We start from the raw sequence: 11,551 nt of genomic DNA, 5'->3' as shown, positions 1-11,551 counted from the left end.
GTCCAGGACCGGGTCCAGGCCGAGGGCGCCGCGGTAGGCGGCGAAGCGGGAGTCCAGCCGTTGCAGGCCGACCCGCCGGCCGCGTTCGGACGGCCACAGGGCGGGCCCGTCCGCGTGCCGCATGGCGGGTCTGACCTCGCTGACCCACTGGTCGWGGATCTCGGCCGACCAGTCGAAGACGGTCAGCACGCTGCGGCGCTTTGGAGGCGAGCCCTTCTTGGCCTTGCCGTGGCGGACGTAGCAGACGCCGTACTCGCCGAACTCCGCCCCTTCGGGGTTGCGGCCGAAGTCGGCGGTGTCCAGCATCCGCGTCTCGTTGCGCCGCAGCCCGTAGGCGTACGCGGTCTTGAACAGCATCGCGTCGCGGAAGGCGGGCAGCCAGCCCTTGCGGCCGCGACCGCGGACTCGGCTCACCTCGTCGTCGGCGTGATCGAAGAACGCCTGCAACTCGTCCCGGGTGAAGGCCCGTTTCGGGGCCTCGGCCTCGCACTCCTGCATGTGCACGGCGGTGTTCCACTCGTGACACACCTGGATCGGATGGGTCCCGAACCGCCGCTCGCACTCGGCCGCCCACCCGTAGGCCGGATCGGTGGCGTAGTCGCAGAACAGCCGCACCGCCTCCTGGTAGCCGCGCAATGTCGAGCGGACGCAGCCGCGGACCGCCCGCAGGTCGCCGAACCACTCGTCCGCCAGCGGAGAGGACCAGTTCCACGGGAAGGCGTCCGCGTGCGCGGCGAACGCCCGCACCTTCCGCTCACGGCCGTTGATGGTCGACAGCGCGAGGTTCCGCGCCAGTTGCTGGTTGCGCCAGCCGTCCAGCATCGCCTCGAAAACCTGCTCCTCCGGCCGCAAAAGCGGCACCCCGTCGGCCAGGTGCAGCCGCGCGACCCCAGGTGTCGCCCCGTCCTTGCCCGCCAATTCATCACGCTCCGTAGATCGCATCCAGCGCGAGAATCTCGCATCAGATGCGGGGCTCGGAGAGGAACGACAGGTCAGCCATCCGATTGAGTGAAGCGGAACGACACGGGTCCGGCCCGTCCGCTACCGTCTCGGCAGGCATGCGGTGAGCCCTCTATCCGCTGATCAGCGACTTCCTGGCGCCTGACCGGCCAGCGCGGCGCAAGATGCCTCCAGTTCGCGTCAGATGCGATTCGCGCCGGTTGGAACATTGGTACAGCAGTTGGCGCTGAGAATGATCACGCGCGAGGGCTTGGCGCCGGTTTTCGTTCCGAGGTTCCTCGACCGGCACGGAGACGCATCCATGCTCCCGAGTAGTGCGCGTGCACTCGCAGCCGTCGCTCTCGTCGACGAGGACTGGCGGAGAACCGGTCTTCAGACCCCGCGGTGTTCCACCGCTTCCTTGCTTTCGGGGATCGCGGTCCGGGCCGTGCCGGTGGTGGCGAAGCGTTGGCGGTAGGCGGTGGGGGTGATGCCGAGGTGGCGGACGAAGACGCGGCGGAGGGTCTCGTCGCTGCCGAGTCCGCTGTGCCGGGCCGCCGAGGTGACGCTGTGCCCGTCGAGGAGGAGCTGTTGGGCGCGGTCGAGACGGACCCGCTCGACCCAGCGGGCGGGGGTGGTGCCCAGTTCGGTGTGGAACAACCGCGTCAGGTGCCGGGGACTGACGGCCGCGGCGCGGGCCATGGACGGCAGGCCGTGATCAGCAGCCGGGTCGGCCAGCACGGAATTGATCAGGGTGCGCAGGAGGTCATTGCGCGCGGGCGGGGTGGTGGCCGTGGTGAATTGCGACTGTCCGCCTGGCCGCTGCAGGAAGACGACCAGTTCGCGTGCGATGCGGCGGGCCGCATCGGCTCCGTGGTCGTCCTCGACGAGCGCCAGTGTCAGGTCGATGCCCGCGCTGATACCGGCGGAGGTGACGAACCGTCCGTCCCGGACATGGATCGCATCCGGCTCGACGCGTACCCAGGGGTGGCGGCGGGCGAGTGTGTCGGCGTGCCGCCAGTGGGTGGTCGCCCGGCGCCCGTCGAGCAGGCCGAGTTCGGCCAGGACAAAGGCGCCGGTGCACACCGAGGCGACCCGCGTTGCCCGCGCGGCCACGGTGCGGGTCGTCGCCAGCAGCTCCGCGTCCACCGGCTGCTCGGTCAGGCGGTCGCCTCCGGCCACGAGCGCCGTGTCGATCCGGCCGGCCTCGGCCGCCGTCACGGTGCCGCCCAGCGGCATCCCGGTCGAGGTCCTGACCTCTCCACCACACGCGGAAATCAGGACCAGGTCGTAGGGGTGGCCAAGCCGTCTCGCCTGGTGCAGGACCTCCGCGGGGCCGCTGACGTCCAGCATGGTCACACCGTCGAACACCACGAAACCCACGCGATGCGTCATGTCTGGATCTGTGGTTTCTCTGTCAGAAAAGACATGGCGCCATGGTACGTGCCCGGCGACCCTGGAAGGGAGCCGGACTGCCGAGACAAGGGAGTGGAGAGAGATCATGAGCGAGACGGTCGCGGGTGTGCGGATCCCGGACAGCACTCTGGCGCGGGAGGCGACCGAACTGGTCCGTGAGGCAGCCTCACCGCTGCTGTTCGACCACTCCCGGCGCGTGTTCCTCTGGGGATCGCTGCGCGGGCGCGAACAGGGGCTCCAGTTCGATCCGGAGCTGCTGTACGTCGGAGCGATGTTCCACGACCTGGGGCTGACCGAGCGGTTCCGCCGCACCGACCAGCGCTTCGAGATCGACGGTGCCGACGAGGCACGGCGGTTCCTGCACGCCCACGGCATCACAGGCGAGGAGGCCGACCGGGTCTGGACGGCGATCGCCCTGCACACCACGCCGGAGATCCCGCTGCACATGGCCCCCGAGATCGCCCTGGTCACCCGGGGAGTGGAACTGGACGTACTGGGCATCGGCTACCACGCGGTCTCCGACGAACAGCGTGCAGCCGTGGTAGAGGCCCACCCCCGCCCGGACTTCAAGAACCACATCCTGGCCGCGTTCACCGAAGGCATCAAGGACCGCCCCGAAACGACATTCGGCAACGTCAAGGCCGACGTGCTCGCCCACTACGTGCCCGGATTCGTCCGCGGCGACTTCGTCGAGGTCATCAAGAACTCCGCCTGGCCCGAATAGCCCCAGCCCCTCGACCGACGACGACGCTGTCGCCGCAAGCGCGGCGACAGCGTCGTCGTCCAACCCGGCTTCAGCCAGTTCACCCTCCTGTACAAATGGTTGTACGCGCTTGCCTCCCGATCACGTCGAGGTCACTCATGCCTGCCCAGCAGCCGAGTTCTGCCGTTGCCAACGTGCCGCTCCTGATCCCGCCTCGCCACGACGGCGGTGAAACGACAAGCGCTCCCCGCGATGACGTCTCGGCTCCAGGGGAGATCGACCCATCTGTCTGGCGTGTTGTCGGTGATCCGCTGGTCGCGGCGCCCAAGGGGGGCATGTTGTCCGGCTCCCGGGTCGCGGTGAAGGACCTCTTCGCTGTCGCCGGCCATGCGATCGGGGCGGGAAATCCGGCATGGCTGCGCGAGGCGCCGATCGAGCCCGTCCATGCCGCGGCCGTCCAGGCCCTGCTGCAGGCAGGGGCGGACGTCACCGGTATCGCACGGACCGACGAGCTGGCCTACGGCCTGTCCGGGCTCAACACGCACTACGGAATGCCGCCGAATCCCGCGGCGCCCGGGCGGGTCCCCGGAGGGTCCTCGAGCGGCTCGGCCAGCGCCGTCGCCCTGGGGCTGGCCGACATCGGTCTGGGCACCGACACGGCGGGCTCGGTGCGGGTGCCGACCTCCTACTGCGGGCTGTACAGCCTGCGGCCGTCACACGGTCTGGTCCCGGACACCGGCCAGATCGGTCTCGCACCCTCGTTCGACACCGTGAGCTGGATCACCCGAACACCGCAACTGCTCAGCCAGGTGTCCGACGTGCTCCTTCCGCGGCGACCCGCTCAGCCGATCAAACGGCTGCTCCTGGCCACGGACCTGTTCGACCTGATGGACCCGGCACTGCGTCTGCCGCTGCACGACGCAGCCCACGCGTGGGCGGACCGGCTGGCCGTCCCGCTGCAGCCGAGGAGCAGCACCTGCGCCGCACATCTCGAGGAGTGGGCGGAGGCGCTGGGTGTCCTCCAGGCCGTGGAGATGTGGCAGCTGCACGGCAGCTGGCTGCAGGCGCACCGCGAGGCCGTCTCGCCCCTCGTCGCAGACGCCATCGCTGCGGGCGAGGGCATGCCGACCGAATACCTCGCGTGGGCCCGGGACACCGTGAGCCAGGCGCGGAGCGCGCTCGCCGAACTGATCCCGCCCGGGACCGCGCTCGTACAGCCGGCGGCCCCGACGGCGGCTCCCCCGCCCGGCCCGGCCGCCACCGGCATGGCGCTGCGTACCGCGACCGTGCAGCTGATCTGCGCTGCAAGCGTGGCGGGCCTGCCGGTCCTGACCCTGCCCGGAGTGCAGAGCCCGGCTGGCCCCGTCGGGCTCAGTCTCGTCGCGACCGCCGGAAGCGATCGCGCCCTGACCGCCGCACTCGCCGATCACACCGCCGACTCCGCGGCCCTGACACCACCCTGACATCCCTGTCCGCCTCCCTGCCGGACGCGTGAAGTGCTGCCCCGATGACCGCATCGGCCGTCAACGCTGCCCTTGCCGAAAACGCCATCCATTGAGGCCATGCAGCATGTCGGTACTCGTGGAGAATGCCGCCGAGGCGATCGCGGCGGCGGATGCCGCGGCGGGCGATCTGCTCCGGATCGCTGTTCGGGACCGGCAACGGGTGCAGCGGGCGGCATGCGCGATGCCCGGATGCGGCCGATGGGAGTGGCAGAACTGTTCGAACGCGCGCGCGGCGTGCAGCAGCTGCTGCCGCGTCCTGCCCGGCCACGCGCGGCGGGCCGTCGGCCGGGGTTGCGCCCGACAGGGCGAGCGTCACCGACGAGGCACGTCACCAACCGGGCGGCCGCACTGTGCCCATCACACGGGTCACGGTGATCTCGATGACCACGCGCTCGGGGTTGGGACGGGGCGGCCGGTAGCGCTCGGCATAGCGCCGTTCGGCCTCGGCGACGGACTCCGGATCGTCCTTGACCAGCGCGGTGCCTTCGAGGGTGCACCAGCGGCGCCCCTCGACCTGGCTGACCGCGACCGTCGCGCCGGGTCCGGCTGCCCGGACGTTGCGGACCTTCTTGCTGCCGACGCTGCTGATGATGCGTGCGATGCCGGCCTCGGGATCGAAGGTGACGCCCACGGGGACGAGATGCGGACTGCCGTCCGGGCGGTGGGTGGCCAGGAAGCAGATCCGTCGTTCCTGCCAGAAACGGTCCTCCTCCGTCCCGGACGGAGGTATGTCGGTTGTCATGGTGGTCCTTCGTCGAGCCAGTAGCGCGCCAATTCTCCCCCAGCCCTGCAGCCTCCGAGCACCGATTCCCCGCCGGCGAGCTCAAGGCCGGAGGGACCCGGGGGCCACTCTGGTGCACGACTGGCGGCTCGAGGAGGCCGGTCGCCGTGGAGCAGCCATACCGTGCGAGTGTCGCCGTCCTGCTTCTTGCGGTACTCGATGCCGGAAAGCCGCAGCTCGAGCATCGACATCACGTCCCACGCGTCCGGCGGGTACAGCAGCGGGTACCGGCTGGTGGAGGTCTCCTCTCCCTTGTCCTGTACGGCTTTCCTCCAGACGTCGTCCGCGAGGCGGACGTAGTCGTCGCCGTGCCGGGGGCGCATGAGCCCGGCACGGTCCCACTCGATGCGGCCCACGGCACCGCCGTCGACGGGAGGATCAGGTGGGTGCTGGCGATCGCCGTGACGAGGCGGCCGCCGGTGCGCAGAGCTTTCAGCCAGGAGGCGGGGACGGGCCGCACGGACACCGTGGAGACGATGACGACCGGGGTGTTCCGCCGTCAGGTACCGGCTCCGTCGCCCGGTCCGGACGACAAGACCTTGTTCAGCCTGCGCCTGAGGTGGTCCCGTTCGGGTTCGGTGCCGGCCAGGTCGAGTGCTTCCCGGTAGGCCGTGGCGGCCTCGGGCAGCCGGCCGAGCTGGTGCAGCAGGTCCGCCCGGGCGGCCGGGTAGGGGTGGTAGCGGCGCAGTGGCGGCTCGTCGGCCAGCTCGTCGAGCAGGGCCAGGCCCGCCTGCGGTCCGTCACGCATCGCCACCGCCACCGCCCGGTTCAGGGCGACGACGGGGGACAAGGTGAGCTGGAACAGCACGTCGTAGAGCGCTGCGATCTGTGGCCAGTCGGTGGTCGCGAGGTCGGCGGCCTCGTCGTGGAGGGCGGCGATGGCGGCCTGCACCCCGTACGGGCCGGGCGGTCCGCCGGTCAACGCGGAGACTGCCAGGTCGCTTCCTTCCTCGATCATCGTGTGGTCCCAGCGGCCGCGATCCTGATCGTCGAGCAGCACGAGTTCGCCGTTCGGACCGGTCCGGGCCTCGCGTCGCGCGTGGATCAGCAGCATGAGCCCGAGCAGGCCGGCGACTTCCCGCTCGGCGGGCATCAGGTGGCGCAGGACCCGCGCCAGCCGGATGGCCTCCTGCGCGAGGTCGAGCCGCTGCAACTGCGGGCCCGAGCTGGCCGCGTACCCCTCGGTGAAGACCGAATAGATGACCTGCAGGACCCCGGGCAGGCGCTCCGGCAGCTCGTCGGCGCCGGGCACGCGAAACGGGATACGGGCCTCGCGGATCTTCTTCTTCGCCCGGACGATCCGTTGGGCCAGCGTCGCGGTGGGGACGAGAAAGGCCCGCGCCACCTCGGGCGTCGTGAGCCCGGCCAGGCAGCGCAGGGTCAGCGCCATGCGGTCCTCGGCCGCGAGGGCGGGGTGGGCACAGGTGAAGAACATCTGCAGCCGGTCGTCGGGCAGGCCGCCGCCGGCGTCCGCGGGCGGGGCGGGATCGGCCCGGTCCGTCTCCACCTGCAGGACGGCGAGACGGGCGGCGTATGCCTGATCCCGCCGCAAGCGGTCGACGGCCTTGCGCCGCGCCGTGGTCAACAGCCAGGCCCCGGGCCTGGCCGGAACGCCCCCGGCCGGCCAGTGCACCAGAGCCGCCTCCACGGCCTCGGAGGCCACCTCCTCGGCCAGGTCGAGATCGCCGAAGCGGCGGACGAGGGAGGCCAGCAGCCGACCGTGCTCCTCACGGAACACCGACTCCACGGACGCCTGGACCGGCGACGGGTGGGGCGACCCGATGGGCATGTCGGTCTCGGTGACTCCCTCGCCCTCCACCGTCAGGCCCCGAACTCGGCGATCGGACGGATCACGACCGACCCGCTGCCACGCGCGCCGGGACAGCGGGCGGCCCAGTCGAGTGCGACGTCCAGGTCCGGTACGTCGATGACGTAGAAGCCGCCGAGGACCTCGCGGGTCTCGGCGAACGGCCCGTCGGTGACGGTCCGCCTGCCGTCCTGGCCGACCCGTACCGTGGTGGAAGTGACCAGGTCGGCCAGCGACTCCCCGGAAACCCAGATCCCCGCGTCCCTCACTTCCTTGTCGTAGACCATCCAGTCCTCGACGCTGCACTCGGCGGCCGCGCCCTTCTCGTCGATCGCAGCGGCATTGATCAGCAGCATGTACTTCACGGTCCGACTCCTGTCAGGTCCTGTTGTTTCCTCGCACGGCGGGTCGCCGTACATCATGACGACGAACGGGACGCGGTCAGATCGACACCTCCCCGAAGATCTGTCGATCGGACGTGTCCAGGCGCCCGCTGGACACGCCGGGCTCCAGCACCCAACGGACCTTCCTGCTACGCCCGTTCCATGCCGAGCTCGCGCGGTGGCGCTGTCACGTTGGCCGACCGAGTGGGATGATCTTCGAGTTGATCACGTTGGAGGAGGTGTCCGTGGGGGACGCGTCGCCGACGTGCAGAGGGCATCGGTACCCGGTGGAGGTCATCTCCCACTGCGTGTGGCTGTACTTCCGCTTCCCCCTGTCATTCCGTGAGGTGGAGGAGCTGGTGCTCGGGCGTGATGCCATCGTCTCCTACGAGACCGTCCGCCGCTGGTGCGCCACGTTCGGGCAGGCCTACGCGAACGGACTGCGCCGCTGCCGGCCCCGGTCAGGGTCCGGGGATAAGTGGTACCCGGACGAGGTGTTCATCAAGATCGACGGAGAGCGGCAGCACCCATGGCGGGCCGTCGACCGGGACGGCACCGTCCTGGACGTCCTCGTGCAGAGCCGCCGGGACAAAGCCACCGCCAGGCGCTTCTTCCGCCACCCGGTGAAGAAGACGCGCGCCGTGCCCCGAGTGGTCGTCACCGACAAGCTCCGCTCCTGCCGTGCGGCCCACCGCGAGGTCATGCCCTCCGTCGAGCACCGGCAGTCGAAGTACCTCAACAACCGGTCGGAGAGCAGCCACCAGCCCACCCGGCAACGCGAACGGGCTATGAAGGGCTTCCGCGTGAGGCGACTCGGTAAGGGCGGGTCCGGTGCCCAGCGGGCGGCGGCGGTCGGTCATCGCCCGATCGGACGCCTCCGCAGTCGTGGTCGGCGATGGCAGGCCAGCGGCACTCGGGGGTCGGCCCTACGGTGGTGGCATGGCAGTGATCAACGGTTGGCGGCGGGGAGCGGGCGCCCGGGTCGGCATGCTGGACGTGCTGGGGCCGGTGATGCTGTTCGTGCTGTCGATCGCGGCCGCCTCCGCCATCCCGCACGAGCACCGGATTTCGGTCCGCCCGCCGGTCGTGGTGCTGGCGGCGGTCTGCTGTTTCGCGTTGCTGTGGCGTCATCGCCACCCGTTCGGCGTCCTGGTCACCGCCCTCGCCTGCGGGGTGGGCTTCCAGGTGCTCGGGATTCGGGAGAGTCCGCTGGTGACGAGTCCGGTCATCGTGTCCGTCTACACCGTGGCCGTGCGGACCGACCGGCGGACTACCTGGATGGCGGCGTCGGCCTCGGCCGCTCTGCTGGTCGGGACAGGCCTGGTGTTCGGCTCCCGCTCATGGTTCGGGGACAACGTGGCGATGCTGGCCTGGACGGCCCTGCCCGCCGCCGTAGGGGACGGGGTGCGTTCGCGCCGCGCGTATGTGGCGGCTGTGGAGGAACGGGCGGAGTACGCGGAGCGGACCCGGGAGCAGGAGGCGCGGCAGCGGGTGGCGGCTGAGCGGATCCGGATCGCGCGTGAGTTGCATGATGTGGTCGCGCACCACATTGCTTTGATCAATGCGCAGGCCGGTGTGGCGGTGCATCTGGTGGAGCGGCGGCCGGAGCAGTTGGTCACTGCTTTGGAGGGCATCCGGGACACCAGTCAATCCGCGCTGGAGGAACTGCGGGTGACGGTGGGTCTTTTGCGGCAGTCCGATGATCCTGAGGCGCCGCGGGATCCGATGCCGGGTCTGGCGCAGGTGCCGGAGCTGTTGGCGTCTTTCGAGCGTGTCGGCCTGTCCGTCAGGCACATGCGGCACGGCATGGCCGTGCCGCTGGCGCCGGCGGTGGACCTGGCCGCGTACCGCATCGTGCAGGAGGCCCTGACGAATGTGCGCAAGCACGCCGGGGCCGATCACGCCCGCCTCTGCCTGCGCTACCGGCCCCAATGGCTGACGATCACGGTCGAGGACGACGGGCGCGCCCGGTTGCACGAGCCCCACCCCGGGACCGGCCACGGGCTGATCGGGATGCGCGAGCGGGCGGCCAGCGTCGGGGGAAAGCTGGAGGCCGCGGCGCGCCCCGACGGGGGCTTCACCGTGACCGCCGAACTGCCGCTGCGGCCGGGCGCGGCAATCGTGGCACCGATCGGGCGGGACGCCAAGGAGAGATGGGCATGACGATCCGCGTACTGCTCGCCGATGACCAGGCCCTGCTGCGGGGCACCTTCAGGATGCTGTTCGATTCCGCCGAGGACATGGAGACCGTGGGCGAGGCGGCCAACGGCCGCGAGGCGGTGGAGCTGGCGAGGGCGCGGCAGCCGGATGTGATCCTGATGGACATCCGCATGCCGGAGATGGACGGCCTCGCTGCCACGCGGCTGATCGGCGGGGCCGAGGATCTTGCGGCGGTGAAGGTCCTGATCCTGACCACCTTCGAGGACGACGAGTACGTGGCGGAGGCGCTGCGGGCGGGGGCGAGCGGCTTTCTCGGCAAGGGCGCCCGGCCCGGGGAACTGCTCGATGCCGTCCGCACGGTCGCCGCGGGGGACGCGCTGCTGTCCCCCACGGCGACCCGGGGGCTGATCAGGCGGTTTCTGGCGCAGCCGGAGCCGTGCACGGCGGTGGTGCACGAGCGGCTGGAGTGCCTGACGCGGCGGGAGCGTGATGTGCTGGGGCTGGTCGCGCTGGGGCTGTCGAACGAGGAGATCGCCGGGCGTCTGTTCGTCAGCCCGCTGACGGCCAAGACCCACGTCAACCGGGCGATGACCAAGCTGGCCGTTCGGGACCGGGCGCAGCTGGTGGTCATCGCCTACCAGTGCGGCATGGTCGGCCCGGCGGCGGGCGGTCCCCCGGCGGCGGGGTGAGGGCCGGTGGGGCCGCCCGGGGCGGGGGCGGCCCGGGGGCGGGCGGGCCCGGCGGATACCGCGGCCGTGGTAGCCGGGAATTGCTGCGCGGGGACGACGCGCGCGGGGCCGTCGCCGGGGGAGGGTGGGGGCATGGAGCGGGGCCGTGGGGCGGTGCACCAGCCGTCCGCGGGCCCCGTGGACGGCGTGATGTTCGCCCCGGTACGAAGGGATCCGTCATGTTCACTTCCTTTCAGGATTGCCGCGCCATCGGTGACCTGCTCGAAGGACACGCGCTCAACGTCCTGGATGCCGGTGAGGCGGGCGCGGTCCGCGCCCACCTGGCGGTCTGTGCCGGCTGCCGGGACGAGCATCACTGCCTGGCGGCCGTGGCCGGGCATCTGTCCCTGCTGCGCCGGGCCCTGGCCCACGGTTCGGGCCGGCCGCGGCCGGGGTGCCGGTCGGGGGCGGCCGGGGGCCGGCCCGGCGTGCGGTACCGGTGCCGGCCCGGGGCGGCCCGGGGGGCCCCGGCCCCCTCGCTGACGCTGTCCCAGTGGGTGAGCCGGCTCGCCTGCGTCAGGTGAGCGGCCGGGCGGCGGGCCGGCCGGCCCGGGCGGGGGGCCGGTCCGCCCGGGCGGCGCCCCGCAGGTGCGCGCCGGGCGGCCGCCAGTGGGGGGACCGCGAACCGCGGCGGGCATCCTGTGCCGTTCGGAAATTCGTCGCCGCTGGTCAGGCCGCATATCTGTACTCGTTGATCACACTGCCAGGTATTCGGGCGCGTAGAAGCCGGTGAGCGGACGGGGTCACCATGGGCGGCGGGTGCACCCGGGCCAGGAGAGGGAGCTGTCCACGAGCCTGGTGGGGGCGATGACCGTTGTAATGCCGGGCGCAGGAATCGAGGACCTGCCTCGTGTGCGTCTCGTTCCAGAGCAACAGGTGGTCGAGGGCCTCGCGCCGCAGGGTTCCGATGATCCGTTCGCCGTGCACGTTCATCCGAGGGGCCCGCGGCGCGGCCCTGACGATGCGGATGCCGCCGACTGCGAAGACCGCGTCGAAGGACTCGGTGTACTGCGCGTCCCGGTCGCGGAGCAGGAAACGCAGCGAGTCSACCCGAATGCCCGACTCGACGGCGAGGTTTCCTGCCTGTTGCACCGCCCAGGACCCGGGGGGATGGGCGGGTCCCTTCGGC

Annotated in this window: 12 protein-coding genes and 1 pseudogene; 6 read left to right on the top strand and 7 right to left on the bottom strand. The window is 71.3% G+C overall.

Annotated elements, in window-relative coordinates; all coding sequences use genetic code 11:
• Together DIZ27_RS42000 and DIZ27_RS41995 are read right to left on the bottom strand one after the other, a co-directional pair.
• On the bottom strand, positions 1-942 hold a 942-nt coding region (locus DIZ27_RS42000; RefSeq protein ID WP_219933731.1), incomplete at its 3' end, for a site-specific integrase.
• Positions 943-1,332: 390 nt separating this feature from the next.
• A complete protein-coding gene (locus DIZ27_RS41995; protein WP_109383573.1) occupies positions 1,333-2,334 on the bottom strand; it encodes a GlxA family transcriptional regulator in 1,002 nt (333 codons plus the stop codon).
• A 106-nt stretch (positions 2,335-2,440) separates the two neighbouring features.
• On the opposite strand from DIZ27_RS41995, the gene DIZ27_RS41990 reads away from it, so the two are divergent.
• Entirely contained in the window at positions 2,441-3,079 is a 639-nt protein-coding gene (locus tag DIZ27_RS41990) for an HD domain-containing protein (protein ID WP_109383572.1), read from the top strand.
• A gap of 314 nt (positions 3,080-3,393) precedes the next feature.
• The gene (locus DIZ27_RS41985; protein WP_258308851.1) at positions 3,394-4,521 is read left to right on the top strand and encodes an amidase family protein; all 1,128 of its coding nucleotides are present in this window, start codon (positions 3,394-3,396) and stop codon (positions 4,519-4,521) included.
• Between the two features lie 370 nt (positions 4,522-4,891).
• Here the strand turns inward: DIZ27_RS41985 and DIZ27_RS41975 are convergent, their stop codons facing one another.
• The 4 genes from DIZ27_RS41975 to DIZ27_RS41960 all read right to left on the bottom strand — a co-directional run bounded on the left by DIZ27_RS41975 (position 4,892) and on the right by DIZ27_RS41960 (position 7,516).
• On the bottom strand, positions 4,892-5,305 hold the full coding sequence (locus DIZ27_RS41975) for a pyridoxamine 5'-phosphate oxidase family protein (RefSeq protein ID WP_109383571.1): 414 nt from the start codon (positions 5,303-5,305) through the stop codon (positions 4,892-4,894).
• A complete protein-coding gene (locus DIZ27_RS41970) occupies positions 5,302-5,700 on the bottom strand; it encodes a hypothetical protein (RefSeq protein ID WP_109383570.1) in 399 nt (132 codons plus the stop codon). Before DIZ27_RS41970 ends, DIZ27_RS41975 begins: the two co-directional genes overlap by 4 nt.
• A 143-nt stretch (positions 5,701-5,843) precedes the next feature.
• On the bottom strand, positions 5,844-7,133 hold the full coding sequence (locus DIZ27_RS41965) for an RNA polymerase sigma factor (protein ID WP_109383574.1): 1,290 nt from the start codon (positions 7,131-7,133) through the stop codon (positions 5,844-5,846).
• Between the two features lie 32 nt (positions 7,134-7,165).
• On the bottom strand, positions 7,166-7,516 hold the full coding sequence (locus tag DIZ27_RS41960; protein ID WP_109383569.1) for a YciI family protein: 351 nt from the start codon (positions 7,514-7,516) through the stop codon (positions 7,166-7,168).
• Positions 7,517-7,779: 263 nt separating this feature from the next.
• On the opposite strand from DIZ27_RS41960, the pseudogene DIZ27_RS41955 reads away from it, so the two are divergent.
• The 4 genes and pseudogenes from DIZ27_RS41955 to DIZ27_RS41940 form a co-directional block, all read left to right on the top strand.
• Positions 7,780-8,376 (top strand): annotated as a pseudogene (locus tag DIZ27_RS41955) (IS6 family transposase); the annotation flags it as partial.
• A gap of 97 nt (positions 8,377-8,473) precedes the next feature.
• A complete protein-coding gene (locus DIZ27_RS41950) occupies positions 8,474-9,697 on the top strand; it encodes a sensor histidine kinase (protein ID WP_109383568.1) in 1,224 nt (407 codons plus the stop codon).
• A complete protein-coding gene (locus DIZ27_RS41945; protein WP_109383567.1) occupies positions 9,694-10,383 on the top strand; it encodes a response regulator transcription factor in 690 nt (229 codons plus the stop codon). Before DIZ27_RS41950 ends, DIZ27_RS41945 begins: the two co-directional genes overlap by 4 nt.
• A 218-nt stretch (positions 10,384-10,601) precedes the next feature.
• Positions 10,602-10,946, top strand: a complete 345-nt coding sequence (locus tag DIZ27_RS41940; protein WP_109383566.1) for a zf-HC2 domain-containing protein — start codon at positions 10,602-10,604, stop codon at positions 10,944-10,946.
• Between the two features lie 145 nt (positions 10,947-11,091).
• On the opposite strand, the gene DIZ27_RS41935 is transcribed toward DIZ27_RS41940, so the two are convergent.
• Positions 11,092-11,551 (bottom strand): integrase core domain-containing protein (locus DIZ27_RS41935; protein WP_146229106.1); only part of this gene is annotated, 460 nt, incomplete at its 5' end.

Origin of the sequence: Streptomyces sp. NWU339 (genome assembly GCF_003143855.1) — a bacterium.
GTDB lineage: Bacteria > Actinomycetota > Actinomycetes > Streptomycetales > Streptomycetaceae > Streptomyces.
Note: the sequence above shows the minus strand (reverse complement) of the source record. Positions and strands in the feature narration are given on the sequence as shown.